The sequence below is a fragment of the Pseudomonas sp. IC_126 genome (assembly GCF_004331835.1).
Taxonomy (GTDB): domain Bacteria; phylum Pseudomonadota; class Gammaproteobacteria; order Pseudomonadales; family Pseudomonadaceae; genus Stutzerimonas.
Map to the genome: position 1 here is coordinate 828461 of NZ_SJSS01000002.1, position 19528 is coordinate 847988.

The following is a 19528-nucleotide window of genomic DNA, read 5'->3' on the forward strand; positions in this document are numbered from 1 at the left end:
CGGCGACGGCTTGATCTCGCGGGTTGCCGTGCAATGAGTGGCGGTTATCGCGCAAGCATTGGTGCGCTTGCCTGCCATTCGCCCGGCGCCGCTGTGCGTGGGGCGCGTGGGTGGCTATAATCAGCCGCTTTCCCTCCAGTCAGGCCAGCCAGACCATGACCGAGTCCGTAATCGACTACATGACCCGCCTCGGTCGCGCCGCGCGCGAGGCGTCGCGTGTGCTCGCCCGTGCCACCACCGCACAGAAGAATCGCGCACTGCATGCCGCCGCCGCTGCGCTGGACGCTGCACGCAGCGAGCTGGTCGAAGCCAATCAGCGAGACCTGGCGGCAGGACGCGCCAATGGTCTGGACGAGGCGATGATCGATCGCCTGGCGCTGACCCCGGCGCGTATCGACGACATGATCGAGGGCCTGCGCCAGGTCGCGACCCTGCCGGACCCCATCGGCGAAATTCGCGACATGCGCTACCTGCCGTCCGGCATTCAGGTTGGCAAGATGCGTGTGCCGCTCGGCGTGGTCGGCATCATCTACGAATCGCGGCCGAACGTGACCATCGACGCCGCCAGCCTCTGCTTGAAATCCGGTAACGCCACCATCCTGCGTGGCGGCTCGGAGGCGATTCATTCGAATCAGGCGATTGCTCGCTGCATCCAGCTGGGGCTGGCCGAAGCCGAATTGCCAGCCGCTGCGGTGCAGGTCGTCGAAACCACCGATCGTGCCGCTGTCGGTGCGCTGATCACCATGCCGGAATTTGTTGATGTGATCGTTCCGCGTGGCGGCAAGGGCCTGATCGAACGCATCAGTCGCGACGCCAAGGTCCCGGTGATCAAGCACCTGGACGGCATCTGCCATGTGTTCATCGACCAGGCCGCCGATATCGACAAGGCCATTCGCGTCGCCGACAACGCCAAAACCCAGCGCTACGCACCCTGCAACACCATGGAAACGTTGCTGGTGCACGCGGCCATTGCCGGCCGCGTGCTGCCGCCGCTGGCCGCTATCTACCGCGACAAGGGCGTCGAATTGCGCGGTTGCCCGCGTACCTGCGAACTGCTCGGTGGTGATGTGCTGACTGCGAGTGAGGAAGATTGGTCCACCGAATACAACGCGCCGATTCTTTCGATCCGGCTGGTCGATTCCCTGGGCGAGGCCATCGAACATATCAACCGTTACGGCTCGCAGCATACCGATGCGATCGTCACGGAAAATTTCACCGATGCCCGCCGTTTCATCACCGAAGTCGACTCGGCGTCGGTGATGGTCAACGCCTCCACGCGTTTCGCGGACGGCTTCGAATACGGCCTGGGTGCAGAAATCGGCATTTCTACCGATAAGCTGCACGCACGCGGACCGGTTGGCCTGGAAGGTCTGACCAGCGAGAAATATGTGGTCTTCGGCGACGGCCACGTGCGTACTTGATGAGCATTACCCGCACGCCACGGCGCATCGGTGTTCTCGGTGGCACCTTCGATCCGGTGCACATCGGGCACTTGCGCGGGGCTGTGGAAGTGGCTGAAGCGCTCGGGCTCGACGAGGTTCGCCTGGTTCCGAATTTCCGCCCGCCGCACCGTGAAACGCCGAACAGCTCCGCGCAAGACCGGCTGGCGATGGTCCGGCTGGCGGCGCGGGAATTGCCCCTACTCAAAGTCGACTCTCGCGAGCTGGAGCGCGACAAGCCGTCGTATACGCTCGACACGCTGGAATCGCTACGTGAGGAGATGGAAGCTGACGATCAGCTCTTTCTTATCATGGGTTGGGACGCGTTCTGCGGCTTACCCAGCTGGCATCGCTGGGATGAGCTGCTCGATCACTGCCACGTTCTCGTCATGCAACGGCCTGACGCCGACAGCGAAGCCCCCGAAGCTCTGCGTGATCTGCTGGCGGCACGCAACGTGAACGATCCGCTGGCGCTGGCCGGCAGCAGCGGGCAAATCGCTTTCGTCTGGCAGGCGCCTCTCGGGGTTTCTGCGACGCGAATTCGTCAATTTCTGGCCAGTGGTCGATCGGTCCGTTTTCTGGTTCCCGACGCCGTACTGGCCTATATCAACGCGCACGGACTCTATCGGGCGTCGAACTGAGGTTGTTTCAAGTTATGCAAAATGATTCGTTGGTCCAGCTGGCCGTGAGCGCCCTGGAAGATCTGAAAGGCGCTGACATCACCACCATCGATGTTCGCGGCAAGACCAGTGTCACCGATTTCATGGTGATCGCCAGCGGTACCTCCAGCCGCCACGTGAAGTCGCTGGCCGATAACGTGCTCGAGAAGGTCAAGGAGCAGGGCGTTCGTCCGCTGGGCAGCGAAGGTCTGGACGGCGGTGAGTGGGCGCTGCTCGACCTGGGCGATGTCGTCGTTCATGTCATGCAGGTGCCGACTCGTCAGTTCTATGACCTCGAGCGCCTCTGGCAGGGCGCCGAACAGAGCCGCGCCCAGCATGCGGGTGAGCAGGAATAAGGTAGATCCGTGCGAATCAAGCTGATCGCGGTGGGTTCGAAGATGCCGCGCTGGGTCGAGGATGGCTGGCATGAATACGCCAAGCGTCTGCCCTCGGAGCTGCCTCTGGAGCTGCATGAAATATCGCTCAACACACGCGGCAAGAATGCCGACGTAGCGCGGTTGATTCGCCAGGAAGGCGAAGCCATGCTGGCGAAGGTGCAGCCCGGCGAGCGTATCGTCACTCTGGAAGTGACGGGGCGACCCTGGAGCACCGAGCAGCTGGCGACCGAGCTGGAGCGTTGGCGGCTCGATGCGCGCAACGTCAACCTGATGGTTGGCGGGCCGGAGGGCCTGGCTCCCGAGGTTTGCGCACGTAGCGAACAACGTTGGTCGCTGTCGCCGCTGACGTTGCCGCACCCGCTTGTACGCATTCTGATCGGCGAGCAGATTTATCGCGCCTGGACATTGCTGTCGGGCCACCCTTACCACAAGTAGTACGGCCAAACCCAAGATGTCCCAGCCGATACCCCTCAAGGACCACGAAAAGGACGCCCGTCTGGTGCGCCAGCGCGTGCTTGTGGGTGCGGCATTCGTGTTGTTGCTCACCGGCATGCTGATTGCGCGTCTGTATTACCTGCAGGTCGTGCAGTATCAGCACCATTCCACGCTCTCGGAAAACAACCGCGTCCATGTCCAGCCCATTCCGCCGAACAGAGGGCTGATCTTCGATCGGACCGGCAAGATCATTGCCGATAACCGACCGAGTTTCAGCCTGACGGTGACGCGCGAGCGCGCCGAGGATTGGCGCAAGACGCTGGATACCGTGGTCGAGGTGCTCGAATTGTCGAGCGAGGAGCGCGAGCTGTTCGAGAAGCGCGTCCTGCAAGGGCGTCGGCCCTTCGAACCGGTGCCGATCATGTACGAACTGTCGGAGGAGCAGATTGCGCGCATTGCCGTCGACCAGTTCCGACTGCCAGGCGTCGAGGTCGCAGCGCAATTGGTCCGGCATTACCCGCAGCGCGAGCATTTCGCGCACTCGGTCGGCTATGTCGGGCGTATCAACGAGGCGGAGCTCAAGCGGCTCGATCCGGTCAATTATGCGGGCACCCACCACATCGGCAAGACCGGCATCGAGCGGTTCTACGAAGACTCGCTGCATGGTCAGGTGGGCTACGAAGAAGTGGAAACCAATGCGCGCGGGCGCGTGCTGCGGGTGCTCAAGCGCACCGATCCGATACCGGGCAAGGACATCACCCTGACCCTCGATCTGGATCTGCAAGAGGCAGCCGAGGCCGCACTGGCGGGGCGCCGTGGGGCTGTGGTGGCATTGCAACCGGCAACTGGCGAAGTGCTTGCGATGGTCAGTCAGCCGAGTTTCGACCCCAATCTGTTCGTTACCGGCATCAGCTTCAAGGCCTACGGCGAACTGCGCGATTCCATCGACCAGCCGCTGTTCAACCGCGTGCTGCGCGGCCTGTATCCGCCCGGGTCGACCATCAAGCCGATGATGGCGGTGGCTGGCCTCGATTCCGGGGTGGTAACCGAAAGCAGCAAGGTGTTCGATCCCGGTTTTTTTCAATTGCCGAACGTGAAGCACAAGTACCGCAACTGGAACCGGGGCGGCGATGGTTGGGTGGATCTGGAGGCTGCGATTTATCGCTCCAACGACACCTACTTCTACGACATGGCCCACAAGATGGGCATCGATCGGATGCACGAATACATGACCCGATTCGGCATCGGTCAGCGTGTGTCGCTGGACATGTTCGAGGAAACCGCCGGCCTGATGCCATCCCGGGAATGGAAGCGGGCCCGTTACCGCCAGCCCTGGTATCCGGGCGAAACCGTCATTCTCGGCATCGGACAGGGCTATATGCAGACCACGCCATTGCAGTTGGCCCAGGCGACCTCCTTGATGGCCACTCACGGTAAGTGGATTCGGCCGCATCTGGCGAAAAGCATCGAGGGCGTGTCCCCGGTCGATCCGGAGCCGATGCCGGATATCGAGTTGCGTGACCCGGACTACTGGGATGCTGCCATCGACGGCATGGTGGCGGTTCTGCACGGCGCGCGCGGTACCGCGAGAAAGGTCGGCGATACGGCCAGCTATCGTATTGCCGGCAAGAGCGGTACCGCGCAGGTGGTCGCCATCAAGCAAGGCGAGCGATACGACAGCGAGAAACTTGCCGAACGGCATCGTGACCATGCGCTGTTCGTCGCGTTCGCGCCGGTGCATGACCCGCAGATTGCGGTAGCGGTGATGGTCGAGAACGGTGAGTCCGGCTCTGGCGTCGCCGCCCCGGTTGCCAAGCAGGTCATGGATGCCTGGTTGTTGAACGAGGCGGGCGAACTGAAAGCCGAGTATGCGCCGCCACTGACGGCCGAGGTGGAAGAACCATGAGCGGGACGTTCGATCGCACGCTGTCCACCACCGATGTGATGCGCCGCCGCGCGACCTTGTTGCAGCGCATGCACATCGATGGCGTGCTGCTGTTGCTTCTGCTGTCACTTGCGGCGGGCAGTCTGTTCATTCTTTATTCGGCCGGCGGCAAGAACTGGGATCTGCTGATCAAGCAGGCCTCCTCGTTCGGCATAGGCCTGACTGCCATGCTGGTCATCGCTCAGCTGGAACCGCGCTTCATGGCGCGCTGGGTGCCGCTCGGCTATCTCGGTGTCGTCGCGTTGCTCTTGGCGGTGGAGTTCGTGGGCTATACGGCAATGGGTGCGACCCGCTGGATCAACATTCCTGGCGTGATTCGCTTTCAGCCATCGGAGTTCATGAAAATCATCATGCCGATGACCATTGCCTGGTACCTGTCCACCCGCGCACTGCCGCCCGGTATTAAGCACACCGTCATCACTCTGTGCCTGATCCTGGTGCCCTTCGTGCTGATTCTCAAACAGCCGGACCTGGGCACTTCGCTGCTGGTGCTGGTTTCCGGTGCCTTCGTGCTGTTCATCGCCGGGCTGCGCTGGCGCTGGGTCCTGGGCGCGATTGCGGCGCTCGTGCCCATCGCTGTCGGCATGTGGTATTTCGTGCTGCATAACTACCAGAAGCAGCGCGTGCATACCTTTCTCGACCCGGAAAGCGATCCGCTGGGGACCGGCTGGAACATCATCCAGTCGAAGGCGGCGATCGGCTCGGGCGGGGTATTTGGCAAAGGCTGGTTGCTCGGCACCCAGTCGCACCTGGATTTTTTGCCCGAAAGCCATACGGACTTTATCATTGCGGTCCTGGCCGAGGAGTTCGGCCTGGTTGGCGTCTGTCTACTGCTGCTGCTGTATCTTCTGCTGATCGCGCGGGGGTTGGTCATCACGGTTCAGGCGCAGACATTGTTTGGCAAGTTGCTTGCCGGCGCGCTGACGATGACGTTCTTCGTATACGTCTTCATCAATATCGGGATGGTCAGCGGATTGCTGCCGGTCGTAGGGGTGCCGTTGCCCTTTATCAGTTTTGGTGGCACTTCATTGGTGACCCTGCTATCAGGGTTCGGGGTTTTGATGTCGATCCACACCCATCGCAAGTGGATCGCGCAGGTTTGATTAGAGTGAATTTCTTGAATCCATTACGACGTGGCTGGTTGGCACGAGTGCTCTGCGGAGCGGGGCTGTTCGGTGTGGTTGGCGGAGTTCCGACGGCGTTCGCGGCAGACTATCAGGGCGACAAGGTTGCCGAATTCGTGCGTGAAATGACTCACGACTACGGCTTCGCTAGCGAGCAGTTGGTTGAAATACTGGCCGAAGCAGAGCGCAAACAGGCGATTCTCGACGCCATTTCCCGTCCGGCGGAGCGCGTCAAACCCTGGAAGGAATACCGGCCGATCTTCATAACCGATTCGCGGGTGGCCCAGGGTGTCGACTTCTGGCGTGAAAATGAGGCCGCGCTATCGCGGGCAGAGCAGGAGTACGGCGTGCCGGCCGAGGTGATCGTTTCGATCATTGGCGTTGAGACCTTCTATGGCCGCAACACCGGCAGCTATCGTGTCATCGATGCGCTGGCGACCTTGGGCTTCGATTATCCGCCGCGCCAGCCATTCTTCCGTCAGCAGCTCAAGGAATTCCTGCTGCTGGCTCGCGAAGAACAGGTCGACCCGCTGGCTTTGACTGGCTCCTATGCCGGTGCGATGGGGCTACCGCAATTCATGCCGAGTAGCTTCCGCGCCTATGCCGTGGACTTCGATGCCGACGGCCGTATCGACATCTGGAAGAATCCGGTCGATGCCATCGGCAGTGCCGCCAATTACTTCAAGCAGCACGGCTGGGTAGCCGATGCACCTGTGGTCGCCAAGGCTACGGTCAACGGCGAGCGGCACGGTGAAGGCCTGACCGAAGGACTCGAACCGGTCAAGAATGCTGCCGAGCTACGCCAGCTCGGCTGGCAGTGGCAGACCGAGGCGGAGCTCGCAGACGACACGGCCGTGACCGCCTTCCGACTGGACGGCGCCGAAGGTGATGAATACTGGGTAGGCTTGCCCAATTTCTACGTCATCACGCGTTACAACCGCAGCGTGATGTACGCCATGGCAGTGCATCAGCTTGCCGAGCAACTGGCCCAGGCACGAGGCGCGCAATGATCGCTCGTCTGCTGGCGGTATCTGCCGTTCTCACGCTCGTGGCGGGCTGCGCCTCGTCACCGACACCGCCGCAGCCTTCGACGCCTGCGCCGAGCACGGGCATCAGCGGCCCCGATAACTATTCACGGCCACACAAGGACGGCGCGCCCTGGTGGGACGTCGACGTCTCGGCCATTCCCGACGCGACGCCAGTGCCGCATAACGGCCCGTTCAAAGCCAATCCCTACACCGTATTGGGCAAGACCTACTATCCGATCGGTGATGGACGCAACTATCAGGCAACCGGTACCGCATCCTGGTATGGCACCAAGTTTCACGGGCAGCCTACCGCCAACGGCGAGAAGTACGATCTGTACGGCATGAGCGCAGCGCACAAGACGTTACCGCTGCCCAGCTACGTCCGGGTGACCAACGTCGACAACGGTAAAACTGTGGTACTGCGGGTCAACGATCGCGGCCCCTTCTACTCGGACCGGATCATCGATCTGTCATTTGCGGCGGCGAAAAAACTGGGCTATGCCGAGACCGGAACCGCCCGGGTCAAGGTCGAAGGTATCGACCCCGAGCAGTGGTGGGCCGAGCGCGGCCAGTCTGCGCCGATGGTACTGGCGCAGCCGCAGAAGGTCGCCGGTCAGCCCGCTGGTCGCTCGCTGTCACAGCCTGTCGAACAGTACACTCCTCCGCCAGCGCAGCATGCCGGCGCTACGTTGCCGGTGCAGGTCGATCGCGGCAACACGATTGCCGTAGGCCAGTCGGGAGTGTTTTTGCAGGTCGGTGCGTTTGCCAATCCAGATGCCGCTCAGCTGCTACGCGACAAGCTCAGCGGCATGACTACGGCACCGGTATTCGTCAGTTCGGTGGTTCATCAGGAGCAGGTTTTGCACCGGGTGCGCCTCGGGCCGATCGACTCGCCGGATGAGGCCGCGCAGCTGGAGCAGAGCGTCCGCCTTGCCAATCTGGGAAATCCGCGGCGTGTGAGTGGCGATTAAGCCATTCCATGTCTTGGCCGAGCGCCGTTTTGTTTTTGTCTACACCACTTTTGAGAGCGCAATGACTACAACCACCTTCGTGCACCGCCTGTTCCTCCTTGTCGTGTTGGCCGTCGCGCCCGCCGCTTGGGCCGCGCCGATCATCCCGTCACCGCCGCAGCTGGCTGCAAAATCCTACGTTCTGATGGACGCGGCCAGCGGCAAAGTGCTGGTCGAAAATGCAGGTGACGAGCGTTTGCCACCGGCGAGCCTGACCAAGTTGATGACCGCGTACATCGCGACGCTGGAAATCAATAAGGGTCAGATATCCGAAAGCGACATGGTCACCGTCAGCGAAAAAGCCTGGCGAACCGGCGGCTCCCGGATGTTCATCCAGGTCAACACCCAGGTTTCGGTCGATGATCTGCTGCACGGCATCATCATCCAGTCCGGTAACGACGCCAGTGTGGCGATAGCCGAGCATATCGCCGGCAGCGAGGAAGCCTTCGCTGATCTCATGAACAGCGCGGCCCAGCGGTTGGGCATGACCAATACCCATTTCATGAATGCCACGGGCCTGCCTCACCCGGATCACTATTCCTCGGCGGCCGACATGGCCAAGCTGGCTCGCGCAATCATCTATGAGGATCCGGCGCATTACGGCATTTATGCGCAGAAGGAATTCTTCTGGAACAACATCAAGCAACCCAACCGCAATCTGCTGCTGTGGCGGGACAAGACAGTCGATGGTCTTAAAACCGGACATACCGAAGAGGCGGGCTACTGCCTGGTGGCGTCGGCAGTACGCGACGACATGCGTTTGATCAGCGTCGTGTTCGGCACCAACAGCGAGCAGGCGCGCGCTGCCGAGACGCAGAAATTGCTGACCTATGGCTTCCGCTTCTTCGAGACGCGCACGTTCTACAAAAAGGGTGTCGAACTGGCCCAGTCGCGGGTCTGGAAAGGCGAGCAGGACCAGATCAGCGCCGGATTGGCAAATGACCTGACGCTCACCCTTCCGCGTGGTCAGATGGACAAGCTGCAGGCCGGCCTGACGTTCAACCCCGAACTGACGGCGCCGATCCAACAGGGCGACGTGGTCGGTAAGGTCGAAGTCAGTCTCGAAGGCGAGGTGCTGCAGAGCACCGATCTGATTGCCCTGCAGGCCGTGGAGGAAGGTGGGCTGTTCAGCCGTTTCTGGGATAGCATTCGGCTGTTCTTCTTCAACCTCTTCAACTGATACCACCTGAGCGCGCTCGGCTATCCGCCGGGCGTGCTTGCGGATCACGAGTCCGTCGTCATGACCGAAAGCAAAAGCGAAACACAGCCACCCAAAATCGAATTTCCTTGCGAACGCTATCCGATCAAGGTGATCGGCGACGCGGGCGAGGGCTTCAGCGAGGCGGTGGTAGAAGTGATCCGGCGGCATGCGCCGAACTTCGACGAGACCACCCTGGTAACTCGCGACAGTCGCAACGGACGTTTCCTCTCCGTGCAGGTGCTGATCACGGCGACCAGTGTCGAGCAACTGCAGTCGATCCATGTCGATTTACGTGCGACCGGCCGCGTGCACATGGTGCTCTGATGCGTAGCCGCTCGTATAGCTCTAGCGATGTACACAATCTGATCGGTATCGGTATTCAGCAATGAGTGCCGCTATCCTCGGGGTGCGTGAGCTCGGGCTGCTGGAATACCAGCTCGCCTGGCAGGCGATGCAGCGTTTCACCAATGAGCGCGGACCCGCCACCGGCGACGAGATTTGGCTGTTGCAGCATCCGCCGGTGTTTACCCAGGGGCAGGCCGGCAAGCCCGAGCATTTGCTGTTGCCCGGGAACATTCCGGTGATTCAGGCTGATCGGGGTGGGCAGGTCACCTATCATGGCCCAGGGCAGCTGGTGTGCTACCTCCTGTTGGATGTCAGACGGCTAGGTATAGGTGTCCGCGATCTGGTCAGTCGTATCGAGCAGAGCCTCATCGAGTTGCTGGCCAGCTACGATGTACAGGCCATCTCCAAGCCCGACGCGCCGGGTGTCTATGTCGGGGGGGCAAAGATCGCATCGCTCGGTCTGCGCATCCGTAACGGGCGCTCGTTCCACGGCTTGGCGCTCAATGTGGACATGGATCTGGAGCCCTTCGGGCGGATCAATCCTTGCGGCTACGCCGGCATGGCCATGACCCAGTTGGCCGATCTGGTCGCTGGGCCAATAGCGGTTTCCGAGGTCAGTGCCCGCCTGCGTGAACAACTGGTCAGGCACCTCGGCTACGCGCGGCAGCAGACGCTGACGGACGCAATAGACGGCTGATGGCTAAGCCGGGCGCTCGCTTATCCAATGTGACTGGGGCATGGCGGATATAACGCTGCCCCAGGCGAAGCCTAGGATCATGCGTTGTTCGGCCCGATTAGTTCAGATTGAGGGTCGGAATCAGGCTGCTGTCGAACGGCTGGCCCGGCACTGGCACCGGGGCGGCCAGGCCTAGGTTGTTCTTCTCGAACACCCGGTCGGCTCGGTAGCTGGAGCGCACCAGCGGGCCGGCGGCGACTTCCATAAAGCCCTTTTCCAGACCGATATCGCGGAAACGGTTGAATTCTTCCGGGCTGACCCAGCGTTTGACCGGCAGGTGGTTGCGGGTCGGCTGCAAGTACTGGCCGAGGGTGAGGATGTCTACGCCGATGGCGCGCAGGTCATCCATGGTCTGCAGCACCTCCTCGTCGCTTTCGCCCAAGCCCAGCATCAGGCTGGTCTTGGTCAGCATCTCAGGGCGATGGCGCTTGGCGTGCTCCAGCACGCGCAGGGTCTTCTCGTAGCCGGCGCGGGGGTCGCGCACTTCATGGGTCAGGCGCTTGACCGTCTCGACGTTCTGCGCGAAGACTTCCAGACCAGAGTCCGCTACGCGTTCGATGGCTTGCAGGTCGCCGTCGAAGTCCGGGGTCAGGGCCTCGACTACCACTTGCGGGGTGCGCTCCTTGATGGCGCGCACACAAGCGGCGTAGTGTGCGGCACCGCCATCGTCCAGATCGTCGCGGTCCACCGAGGTCAACACTATATAGCGCAGCGCCATCAGCTCCACAGACTTGGCGGTGTTCTGTGGCTCCTCCTGATCAAGCCAACCGTTGGGATTGCCAGTATCCACCGCGCAGAAGCGGCACGCGCGGGTGCATACCGAGCCCATCAGCATGATGGTGGCGGTACCGTTGGACCAGCATTCGCCCATGTTCGGGCAGTGGGATTCCTGGCATACGGTGCTCAGGCGGTGTTCGCCGACATTGCGCTTGACCGCTTCGAAGCGGCTACCGCTGGGTGCCTTGACCCGCAGCCACTTGGGCTTGGGTTCGAACACCTGGGGTTCGCTCGAGGCGCGGCGTTTCTGCCCGTCCTTGATTGCGGTGATGCCCTGGGTGGTGCGGAATTTTTCGCCGCTGGCAACGGTCTTGGGCTGGGAGATATCGGACATCGGCAATCTGGCTCCGCTAGAGGCTCCGTGGACGAGGCGGCTTGTGGCCGCCGCGCAGTTTATCACAGGCACTGACCGATCAGTCCGTCTAGCGCCGTGCAGTCCAGGCTGGCGGCCGGCGAGCGGATTCAATCGTGCAACTGCTGACGACTGCTTCAGGTTCAGCGCTACGGTGAGCGTGGCGCACCGGCCACTCGGCAGTGGAACTGGTCGATGTGCAGGCCCCGCTCGCCCGAAGCTGTCCTACCGGCCAGCACTTCAGGTGCAGATCAAGAAGGGGTACTGCCGATCAGGAATGGGCTACCGAAGCTGCTCCTGGAGAGATGAGTGGCTCGGGGCACCGCATGGCCGAGTAGTTCGGCCATTTGCTACGGCTCCGCCCGCAGTCGTCCCAGCAACTCCTGAGTCGGGTGGCCGTCAGCAGGCCAGCCGAGTTGCTGCTGATATCCGCGAATGGCGCTGCGGGTGTTGGCACCAATGATGCCGTCCGCTGCACCGGGATCGAAGCCCTGTCTGACCAGGCGCTCCTGTAGTTCCACGCGCTCCGAACGGCTCAGTGGCTGCTCACCCAGCGGCCAGCTGCCTCGCACCATGCCGGCCCCATCGAAACGCTCTGAAAGCAGCCCGATCGCCAAGGCGTAGGAGGACGAGTTGTTGTAACGCAGGATCGAACGGAAGTTATCCAGAATCAGGAAGGCTGGGCCGCGATGGCCCGTCGGAAGCAACAGGCTGGCCGTGGCGTCATCATTACCCGTCGGCACATCGCGCAAGCCCAGAGCGCGCCACGCTGGCAGCGACTTGCGCAGGCTGCTGTCGGCGAGGGCATAATCGAATCCGTCCGGCAGCTTGACTTCGAATCCCCACGGCTGCCCGGCTTGCCAGCCCGACGCCTGAAGGTAATGGGCGGCTGAAGCCAGCGCGTCGGCCGAGCTGTTCCAGATGTCCCGGCGACCGTCTCCATCGAAATCCACCGCATGGGTGTTATAGGTGGTCGGAATGAATTGCGTCTGGCCCATGGCGCCGGCCCAGGAGCCGCGTAGCTGAGGGGGTTCGACGTCACCATGCGCGAGGATGTCCAGCGCCGCCAGCAACTGGCTCTTGGCGAACCCTGGCCGGCGACCTTCGTGTGCGAGCGTAGCCAGCGAGCGGATCACCGACTTGTCGCCCATGATCTGTCCAAAGCTGCTCTCCAGCCCCCAGATCGCAACGAGTGTGTTGCGATCGACGCTGTAGCGCGCTTCGATCTCATCCAGGGTTTTGGCGTGCTGTTGAAGCAGGCGCTGACCGCCCTGCACGCGTTGGTTCGACAGCGCGCCTTCCAGGTATTGCCATACTGGACGGGAGAACTCCGGCTGGCTGCGGTCGGCGGCAATAATGCTGGGGTCGGGGGTGATGTCGGCAAATGCGCGATCAAACAGCTCGGCGGACACGCCGGCTTGTAGCGCCTCGTTGCGGAATTCATCTCGCCATTCGGCGAAGGTCTGCTGCTGCACGAGCGCAGTCTGCGGCTGTGCGGCTGCGCTGGCATCGGTGGTGGGCGCCGCGACTGGCTGGCTTGAGCGCTCTGCCGGGGCCTGTTCGACAGGCTCTGCGGCGCAGGCAACCATGATGCTCAGTGCTGATCCGGCAATCAGGGTACGCAACAGCAGTACGGGAACGAAGGCGTAAAACATGCACCACTCTCGACAGGTCATCGGCACGTGACCTTATCACGCTTTGAATTGCTTGGCTTTTCAGGCCGCCAGAAGGACCGAAGCCTCCCAGCTGTTGGACTGGGAGGCTTCGCGGCGGTAACTACCTTTACCTTTTTTCGGTTGTTCCTGGCGGCTGCGAAACAGCGGCTGCGCCACTAGGGATTTGGCCTTGTTCGGCCGTTTGCGGTTTTTTGCCATGGGCTGTTCCTCTGCGATTGGGAAGCGGGCGCATCATAGGCGTTGCGCAAAAAATGTCCAGATGCAAAAGCGGCCGAACAAGTTCAGCCCTATGGGTCATATGCGTGGGTGCGTGGGTGCGTGGTTATGCGGCCGTGAGGGGCGGCTGCTGAGTGGCGTGGATGGCCGTCAAGGTTGTAGGCCAGGGTAGTAATCGGCCCTACATGACCCGAGGGCCTAATTTGCTCGGCTCGTCTGCGCCGGGCAGATGCCGGCCAGTACCGAATAGGTTAAACCCCGATCCCCTTTCCGCTCAGTTGCAGGCAAAGATTTGTCAGACCGATCCAGGGATCGCCTTCGGCCTGTCCTTTGATCTGTTCATCGATGTGCTGCGCGCTCATCAGCAGGCGTTGCCAGCCCGCCGCATCGTGGCGTTGCAAAGCCTTGCTGACCAGCGGCTTGCGTTTGTCCCATACCGGAGGACGGGCCTGGCTGAAGGCGCGGTCCAGCGGCACGCCCTGGCTGTATTGCTGGGCGATGTTGGCCAGTTGGCGAACCTCGCGGGCCACGGCCCAGAGAATGACCGGCGCCTCGACGCCTTCGCCGCGCAAGCCCGTCAGTATCTGCAGGATGTGCTCCGGCTGCCCCAGCAATGCGGCATCGATGAGGCCAAATACGTCGTAGCGGGCACTGTCGGCGACGGCGGCCTGGACGGTTTCAACCGTGACCCGATCCGCCTCGGCAACCAGTTTGAGCTTTTCAATTTCCTGGGCGGCGGCGAGCAGATTACCTTCGATGCGTGCTGCGATCAGCTCGACCGCGTCCTGATCGGCGGCAAGCCCGGCGCTGGACAGGCGCTGGCGTATCCACTGTGGCAGTTGCTGGGCGTCGACGGGCCAGATCTGCAGAAACTGCACCTGCTTGCCATCGATCAGTGCCTTGGCCCATTTGGTCTTCTGCGTATTACCGTCGAGCTTGGGCAGGGTGATCAGCAGCACGGTGTCCTCGGCAGGTCGCGCGAGGTAATCGATCAACGCTGCGGCGCCCTTGTCGCCGGGCTTGCCGCTGGGGATGCGCAGCTCCAGCAGGCGCTTCTCGGCGAACAGCGAGAGGCTGGCGCCGGCTTCGATGAGCTGGCCCCAGTCGAAGCCGGTCTCGACGTTAAGCACTTGACGCTCGCTGAAGTCCTGCTGGCGACAGGCGCTGCGAATGGCATCGCAGGCTTCCTGGCAGAGCAGGTGCTCGTCGCCGCTGACCACGTAGACCGGCGCAAGAGGGCCTTGTAGATGCTTGGCGAGCTGGGCGGGAGGTAATTTCATCGCGAGGGCGAGAGCCAGCGCTAGCTGGCTCCCGATCGGTCACTGAATAGGCAGTTCGACGGGTGATTGCTGCGGTTTCGAGGCCTGCTCGCGCATCTGTGCTTCGATGGCTTCGGCCTCGGCGCGTTTCTTCGCCTCGGCGGTCTGCTGCAGCTGGTCCAGTTGTGCGGGGGTGACGCCACGGATCCGCATGCTCAGCTGTTGCAGAAGTTCACGGCGCATTTCCTGACGCAGCTGGTTCGCTTCCTGGTCCGAGCTGATCAGGTTGTTGCTGTCATGGACGTAGACCTTCTGCACTTCGACGCTGTCCTGCAGCAGAACGGTGTTCTGCGGGCCGCGGAATTCATACGCTAGCACGCTGGTCAGCTCGTACTCGGCACTGCGCGCCGAGCTGGTATAGCTGGCGGTGCGCTGCTGGTTCTGCTCGCGCACCAGATCAAGCGTGTAGGGCGCGCCAGGATAAACCCTGACGCCATTGTCCTTGAGCAGTTCTTCGAGTTGCTTGGCGGTCTCGCCATGACTGTTGCGCGCCTGCAGATTGATTTCCTCAAGGGCAAAGCTGGTTTCGCCAGTGCCACGCAGGTGGAAGCCGCAGGCGCTCAACAGCAAGGCCAGACCGGCTACCAGCAGATTGCGTTTGATCATCTTGTTATCCCCTTGCCAGCCCTGGCGTCCTGCGCCAAGGCGAATCAGTTAGCGACGATGTTGACCAGCTTGCCTGGCACCACGATGACCTTGCGAATCGTCAGGCCTTCGGTGAAGCGCACCACGTTCTCGTTGGCGCGTGCACTGGCTTCGACTTCTTCGCGCGAGGCGCTGGCCGGCACTTCAATCTGGCCGCGCAGCTTGCCGTTGACCTGTACCACAAGCGTCAGGTTGTCCTGCACCAGCGCGGACTCGTCGACCGTTGGCCATTGCGCGTCGATGACTGCGCCGGATTTGCCCAGCTGTTGCCAGAGTTCATGGCAAATGTGCGGTGTGATAGGTGCCAGCAGCAGGGCGACGGTTTCCAGCCCTTCCTGCATGAGTGCGCGATCTTGCTCGTTGCTGGCGGAGGCCTTCTCCAGCACATTCATCAGCGTCATCACCTGGGCGATGGCAGTGTTGAATTTGTGGTGCTGGCCGACGTCGGTACTGGCTTGCTTGATCGCCAGATGAATGGCGCGGCGCACGGCTTTCTGCTCGTCACTCAGCGCGGCCATATCCAGCGCACCCGGCAGGCCGGCGCTGACATGCGCATGGGCCAGACGCCAGACGCGGCGCAGGAAGCGGTTGGCGCCTTCGATGCCGGAATCGGACCATTCGCAGCTCATGTCGGGCGGCGAGGCGAACATCATGAACAGACGGCAGGTGTCGGCGCCGTAGGCATCGATCATCGACTGTGGGTCGACGCCGTTGTTCTTCGACTTGGACATCTTCTCGGTGCCGCCGATTTCCACCGGCAGACCATCGCTTTTGAGCTTGGCGCCGATGATCTTGGCTTTGGCGTCACGCTCGACAATAACGTCGGCGGGGTTGAACCAGTCTTTGCCGCCGTTGGGCAGCGTGCGGTAGTAGGTCTCCGCTACCACCATCCCCTGGGTCAGCAGGTTCTTGAACGGCTCGTTCGAGGTTACCAGGCCTTCGTCGCGCATCAGCTTGTGGAAGAAACGCGCGTAGAGCAGGTGCAGAATGGCGTGTTCGATGCCGCCGATGTATTGGTCGACCGGCAGCCAGTGGTTGGCGGCTTTCGGGTCGACCATGCCCTGGTCGTAGTTCGGGCTGGCGTAGCGGGCGAAGTACCAGGACGACTCGACGAAGGTGTCCATGGTGTCGGTTTCGCGCCGGGCCGGCTTGCCACAGCTGGGGCAGTTGCAGTCGTAGAATTCGGGCATCTTCGCCAGCGGGCTGCCGGCGCCATCAGGCACCACGTCTTCGGGCAGGACCACTGGCAGCTGGTCTTCCGGCACCGGCACATCGCCACAGCTTTCGCAATGAATGATCGGGATCGGGCAGCCCCAGTAGCGCTGACGGCTGATGCCCCAGTCACGCAGGCGGAACTGGGTGCGTGCCTGGCCGAGGCCTTTCTTCTGCAAGGCGACTTCCATGGCATCGAAGGCGCCGTCGAAATCCAGCCCGTCGAATTCGCCGGAGTTGATCAGCTCGCCGTGCTCGCCATAGGCGTCACTCCACGGTGCAGGCGTCTGGTCACCAATACTGGTGCGTACCACCGGCTTGATCGGTAAATCGTATTTGGTCGCAAAAGCGAAGTCGCGCTCGTCGTGGGCTGGCACGGCCATCACGGCGCCTTCGCCGTAGTTCATCAGCACGTAGTTGGCGACCCACACCGGCAGCATTTCGCCGGTCAGCGGGTGTTGCACGCGCAGGGCGGTGGGCAGGCCTTTCTTCTCTTGGGTGGCGATGTCGGCTTCGGCCACGCCGCCACGCTTGCATTCGTCGATGAAGGCTTGCAGTTCAGGATCTTTCTGCGCGGCGAGGGTCGCCAGCGGATGTTCGGCGGCCACGGCGACGTAGGTGGCGCCCATCAGAGTATCGGGGCGTGTGGTGAAGACTTTCATCACGCCTTCGTTGCCGATGCTCGCCACATCGTAGGGGAAACTGATTTCCATGCCGCGCGACTTGCCGATCCAGTTGCGCTGCATGGTCTTGACCTGTTCCGGCCAGCCATCCAGCTCGTCCAGGCTCTCCAGCAGCTCATCGGCGTAGGCGGTGATCTTGAAGTAGTACATCGGGATTTCGCGCTTCTCGATCAGTGCGCCCGAACGCCAGCCACGGCCATCGATGACCTGCTCGTTGGCCAGTACGGTCTGGTCCACCGGGTCCCAGTTCACCGTGCCGTTCTTGCGGTAGATCACGCCCTTCTTGTACAGGCGGGTAAACAGCCATTGCTCCCAGCGGTAGTAGTCCGGCTTGCAGGTAGTGACTTCGCGCGTCCAGTCCACGGCCAGCCCCAGCGACTTGAGCTGGGTCTTCATGTACTGGATGTTCTCGTAGGTCCACTTGGCCGGTGCCACCTGGTTTTTCATCGCGGCATTTTCAGCCGGCATGCCGAAGGCATCCCAGCCCATCGGCTGCAGTACGTTCTTGCCCTGCATGCGCTGGTAGCGGGCGATTACGTCGCCAATGGTGTAGTTGCGCACGTGGCCCATGTGCAGCTTGCCGCTGGGGTAAGGGAACATCGACAGGCAATAGAAGGTGTCCTTGCCTGGCTGTTCGCTAACTTCAAAGGATTTCTGCGAATCCCAGTGGGACTGCGCGGCGGCTTCGATTTCGCGGGGCTGATACTGTTCGTGCATGGCTACTGGCGTTGAATAGGGGCTGGCTGTTCGCGAAGCGGCGGCTGGCTGCGGCAACGCCAGGTCGAGACTGGCGAACGGCGGCGTAACGGGCTGGATGCGAAAGCATGGAAGCGCCGTAGCATACATGACCCCCAGCGACCGAGGGAAACCCATTTGCCGGGAGCCACGCGGGCCCCGTTTGTCGCTCACGGTGGTGTCGTTCGAGTCTGAGCTACGCTTGTACCGGGGGGCGGGACGAACGGAGGTGAATCATGGGTGGAGAGCGCGAGGCGGATGAGGGCAATCTATATGGGCGTGTGCTGCAGCGGCTGACCCTGGCGCTGGAAGAGGCGGAACGAGCTGCGGGCGGTAATGCCGGTGCCGCGACCGAACTGGAGGTCGGCGGGTTGACGCCTGCCGAGTTCGATCTGATCCGCGCTTATCTGCAGCAGGACTCACAGTGGCTGTCGGGCTGGCATGCTGCGGCCGAGGAGCAGGCGCAGCTGGAGCGTCAGGCCGCGCGCCCGGCCCTGCGCAACGTGCTGCGCCACCATTCGGGCAAGCGAAGTAAACAGGCGCCCGTGTCGCTGCAACAGTCCATGAGCTGCGCACTATGCGGCGCTTGTGTGACCTGGCCCGACGGGGCGGGTCCGGTGGCCTGCCCGGCCTGCGGTTCGCAATTGCTAAGGGCCCGGCAGCGGTTGCATACCTACCCAAAGCATTGATGGCGTCCGCCTTACCGGGCGGACGCCTCGGCAGGTAAAGTTGCAGCAACCAGAGTGCTGGAGCTGCGTATGCCGATTCGTTATTTCTTCAAACACCTATTGCTGCCACCGGGCGGCCTGTTTCTGCTGTTGCTTGCCGCCTGGTGGCTTCGGCGGCGTGCGCCGCGGCTGGCTGCGTTCTGTTTCATGATCGGCTTCGGCGGGCTGTGGTTGATGAGCTTGCCGGTGACCGTCGAATGGGCAGCACGGGCATTGGAGCGCGAGCAGGCGCTGGAGTGGACCGATTGGGCCGATCTTGGACAGCAGGCACAAGCCATCGTGGTGCTCGGCGCCGGTCGCGAGCAGGCTGATCCAGGTTGGGGCTCCGACCAGCCCAGCTATATCGCACTCGAGCGACTGCGTTACGCCTCGCGATTGGCCAAGGCCTCGGGACTGCCGATTCTGACCAGCGGCGGCCTGCACTATGGGCAACCGCCGAGCGAAGCCTTGCTGGCCGCCGAAGCGCTGCAACGCGACTTCGCCACGCCGACACGCTGGCTGGAAGAGCGTAGCCGCACCACCTGGGAAAACGCGGTGTACAGCGCGCAGATGCTCAAGACCGCCGGAATCGAGCGCATCGTGCTGGTGACCTCGGCCTCGCATATGCCACGGGCGCGCTGGTGTTTCGAGCAGGTCGGTCTGCAGGTGATCACCGCACCGGTGGGCTTCCTTGGCGTGCCCAATGGGAGGCCGTTCGGTGGCTGGTTGCCGGAAACGAAAGCCGTCTGGCAGAACGGCATGCTGCTCAACGAAGCCGTCGGGATGTTGGTTTATCCGATTCTTTATGGAAAAGAGGATGATTAAAAAGCGCTGGAGGACTGGGCAAAGGGGCATCCGCCCTACGATTCTGACCAGCCTCAGCGCT

Annotated in this window: 19 protein-coding genes; 13 read left to right on the top strand and 6 right to left on the bottom strand. The window is 62.2% G+C overall.

Annotated elements, in window-relative coordinates:
* Window positions 1-155 precede the first annotated feature (155 nt).
* From E0D86_RS09105 to lipB, 11 genes are all read left to right on the top strand, one after another.
* Window positions 156-1421: a glutamate-5-semialdehyde dehydrogenase gene (locus tag E0D86_RS09105; protein ID WP_131649686.1), complete on the top strand. Its 1266-nt coding sequence runs from the start codon at window positions 156-158 to the stop codon at window positions 1419-1421.
* Complete coding sequence (nadD, locus tag E0D86_RS09110; RefSeq protein ID WP_131649687.1) at window positions 1421-2080, top strand: nicotinate-nucleotide adenylyltransferase; 660 nt, start codon at window positions 1421-1423, stop codon at window positions 2078-2080. Before E0D86_RS09105 ends, nadD begins: the two co-directional genes overlap by 1 nt.
* Before the next feature lie 14 nt (window positions 2081-2094).
* Window positions 2095-2454 carry a ribosome silencing factor gene (rsfS, locus tag E0D86_RS09115; RefSeq protein WP_021209688.1) on the top strand — a complete coding sequence of 120 codons (360 nt, stop codon included), beginning with the start codon at window positions 2095-2097 and terminating at the stop codon, window positions 2452-2454.
* A gap of 9 nt (window positions 2455-2463) precedes the next feature.
* Window positions 2464-2931, top strand: a complete 468-nt coding sequence (gene rlmH, locus E0D86_RS09120) for a 23S rRNA (pseudouridine(1915)-N(3))-methyltransferase RlmH (RefSeq protein WP_131649688.1) — start codon at window positions 2464-2466, stop codon at window positions 2929-2931.
* Window positions 2932-2947: 16 nt separating this feature from the next.
* Window positions 2948-4837, top strand: a complete 1890-nt coding sequence (mrdA, locus tag E0D86_RS09125; protein WP_131649689.1) for a penicillin-binding protein 2 — start codon at window positions 2948-2950, stop codon at window positions 4835-4837.
* 38 nt (window positions 4838-4875) lie between these two features.
* The gene (gene rodA, locus E0D86_RS09130) at window positions 4876-5979 is read left to right on the top strand and encodes a rod shape-determining protein RodA (protein ID WP_177493041.1); all 1104 of its coding nucleotides are present in this window, start codon (window positions 4876-4878) and stop codon (window positions 5977-5979) included.
* 47 nt (window positions 5980-6026) lie between these two features.
* Window positions 6027-7010, top strand: a complete 984-nt coding sequence (mltB, locus tag E0D86_RS09135) for a lytic murein transglycosylase B (RefSeq protein ID WP_131650035.1) — start codon at window positions 6027-6029, stop codon at window positions 7008-7010.
* On the top strand, window positions 7007-7999 hold the full coding sequence (locus tag E0D86_RS09140; RefSeq protein WP_131649691.1) for a septal ring lytic transglycosylase RlpA family protein: 993 nt from the start codon (window positions 7007-7009) through the stop codon (window positions 7997-7999). The genes mltB and E0D86_RS09140 overlap by 4 nt, the downstream gene beginning before the upstream one ends.
* 61 nt (window positions 8000-8060) lie before the next feature.
* Window positions 8061-9218, top strand: coding sequence for a D-alanyl-D-alanine carboxypeptidase family protein (locus tag E0D86_RS09145; protein WP_131649692.1), 1158 nt, complete (start codon window positions 8061-8063; stop codon window positions 9216-9218).
* Window positions 9219-9278: 60 nt separating this feature from the next.
* Window positions 9279-9563 carry a DUF493 domain-containing protein gene (locus E0D86_RS09150; protein ID WP_131649693.1) on the top strand — a complete coding sequence of 95 codons (285 nt, stop codon included), beginning with the start codon at window positions 9279-9281 and terminating at the stop codon, window positions 9561-9563.
* A 61-nt stretch (window positions 9564-9624) separates the two neighbouring features.
* Entirely contained in the window at window positions 9625-10281 is a 657-nt protein-coding gene (gene lipB, locus E0D86_RS09155) for a lipoyl(octanoyl) transferase LipB (RefSeq protein WP_131649694.1), read from the top strand.
* Window positions 10282-10378: 97 nt separating this feature from the next.
* Here lipB and lipA read toward each other — a convergent pair whose 3' ends face one another.
* The 6 genes from lipA to leuS all read right to left on the bottom strand — a co-directional run bounded on the left by lipA (window position 10379) and on the right by leuS (window position 17917).
* Window positions 10379-11431, bottom strand: coding sequence for a lipoyl synthase (gene lipA, locus E0D86_RS09160; RefSeq protein ID WP_131649695.1), 1053 nt, complete (start codon window positions 11429-11431; stop codon window positions 10379-10381).
* Between the two features lie 368 nt (window positions 11432-11799).
* Window positions 11800-13104 (bottom strand): lytic murein transglycosylase, encoded by a 1305-nt coding sequence (locus E0D86_RS09165; RefSeq protein WP_131649696.1) that lies wholly within the window; start codon window positions 13102-13104, stop codon window positions 11800-11802.
* Window positions 13105-13164: 60 nt separating this feature from the next.
* Complete coding sequence (arfA, locus tag E0D86_RS09170; protein WP_131649697.1) at window positions 13165-13323, bottom strand: alternative ribosome rescue factor ArfA; 159 nt, start codon at window positions 13321-13323, stop codon at window positions 13165-13167.
* Window positions 13324-13592: 269 nt separating this feature from the next.
* The gene (gene holA / locus E0D86_RS09175; protein ID WP_131649698.1) at window positions 13593-14621 is read right to left on the bottom strand and encodes a DNA polymerase III subunit delta; all 1029 of its coding nucleotides are present in this window, start codon (window positions 14619-14621) and stop codon (window positions 13593-13595) included.
* Between the two features lie 39 nt (window positions 14622-14660).
* Window positions 14661-15266 carry an LPS assembly lipoprotein LptE gene (lptE, locus tag E0D86_RS09180; protein WP_131649699.1) on the bottom strand — a complete coding sequence of 202 codons (606 nt, stop codon included), beginning with the start codon at window positions 15264-15266 and terminating at the stop codon, window positions 14661-14663.
* A gap of 44 nt (window positions 15267-15310) precedes the next feature.
* Complete coding sequence (gene leuS, locus E0D86_RS09185; protein WP_131649700.1) at window positions 15311-17917, bottom strand: leucine--tRNA ligase; 2607 nt, start codon at window positions 17915-17917, stop codon at window positions 15311-15313.
* Between the two features lie 254 nt (window positions 17918-18171).
* Here leuS and E0D86_RS09190 point away from each other — a divergent pair, with 254 nt between their 5' ends.
* Both E0D86_RS09190 and E0D86_RS09195 read left to right on the top strand, forming a co-directional pair.
* Entirely contained in the window at window positions 18172-18624 is a 453-nt protein-coding gene (locus tag E0D86_RS09190; RefSeq protein ID WP_177493033.1) for a hypothetical protein, read from the top strand.
* A 69-nt stretch (window positions 18625-18693) separates the two neighbouring features.
* Entirely contained in the window at window positions 18694-19467 is a 774-nt protein-coding gene (locus E0D86_RS09195; RefSeq protein WP_131649701.1) for a YdcF family protein, read from the top strand.
* Window positions 19468-19528 lie beyond the last annotated feature (61 nt).

What these genes read in the sequence shown, in the direction of transcription:
- lipA (WP_131649695.1), bottom strand. Translation starts at nt 11,431, where the DNA reads ATGTCCGATATCTCCCAGCCCAAGACCGTTGCCAGCGGCGAAAAATTC.
- leuS (WP_131649700.1), bottom strand. Translation starts at nt 17,917, where the DNA reads ATGCACGAACAGTATCAGCCCCGCGAAATCGAAGCCGCCGCGCAGTCC.
- E0D86_RS09140 (WP_131649691.1), top strand. Translation starts at nt 7,007, where the DNA reads ATGATCGCTCGTCTGCTGGCGGTATCTGCCGTTCTCACGCTCGTGGCG.
- E0D86_RS09190 (WP_177493033.1), top strand. Translation starts at nt 18,172, where the DNA reads ATGGGTGGAGAGCGCGAGGCGGATGAGGGCAATCTATATGGGCGTGTG.
- nadD (WP_131649687.1), top strand. Translation starts at nt 1,421, where the DNA reads ATGAGCATTACCCGCACGCCACGGCGCATCGGTGTTCTCGGTGGCACC.
- arfA (WP_131649697.1), bottom strand. Translation starts at nt 13,323, where the DNA reads ATGGCAAAAAACCGCAAACGGCCGAACAAGGCCAAATCCCTAGTGGCG.
- holA (WP_131649698.1), bottom strand. Translation starts at nt 14,621, where the DNA reads ATGAAATTACCTCCCGCCCAGCTCGCCAAGCATCTACAAGGCCCTCTT.
- lipB (WP_131649694.1), top strand. Translation starts at nt 9,625, where the DNA reads ATGAGTGCCGCTATCCTCGGGGTGCGTGAGCTCGGGCTGCTGGAATAC.
- E0D86_RS09145 (WP_131649692.1), top strand. Translation starts at nt 8,061, where the DNA reads ATGACTACAACCACCTTCGTGCACCGCCTGTTCCTCCTTGTCGTGTTG.
- rodA (WP_177493041.1), top strand. Translation starts at nt 4,876, where the DNA reads ATGCGCCGCCGCGCGACCTTGTTGCAGCGCATGCACATCGATGGCGTG.
- rsfS (WP_021209688.1), top strand. Translation starts at nt 2,095, where the DNA reads ATGCAAAATGATTCGTTGGTCCAGCTGGCCGTGAGCGCCCTGGAAGAT.
- E0D86_RS09195 (WP_131649701.1), top strand. Translation starts at nt 18,694, where the DNA reads ATGCCGATTCGTTATTTCTTCAAACACCTATTGCTGCCACCGGGCGGC.
- lptE (WP_131649699.1), bottom strand. Translation starts at nt 15,266, where the DNA reads ATGATCAAACGCAATCTGCTGGTAGCCGGTCTGGCCTTGCTGTTGAGC.
- E0D86_RS09150 (WP_131649693.1), top strand. Translation starts at nt 9,279, where the DNA reads ATGACCGAAAGCAAAAGCGAAACACAGCCACCCAAAATCGAATTTCCT.
- E0D86_RS09165 (WP_131649696.1), bottom strand. Translation starts at nt 13,104, where the DNA reads ATGTTTTACGCCTTCGTTCCCGTACTGCTGTTGCGTACCCTGATTGCC.
- E0D86_RS09105 (WP_131649686.1), top strand. Translation starts at nt 156, where the DNA reads ATGACCGAGTCCGTAATCGACTACATGACCCGCCTCGGTCGCGCCGCG.
- mrdA (WP_131649689.1), top strand. Translation starts at nt 2,948, where the DNA reads ATGTCCCAGCCGATACCCCTCAAGGACCACGAAAAGGACGCCCGTCTG.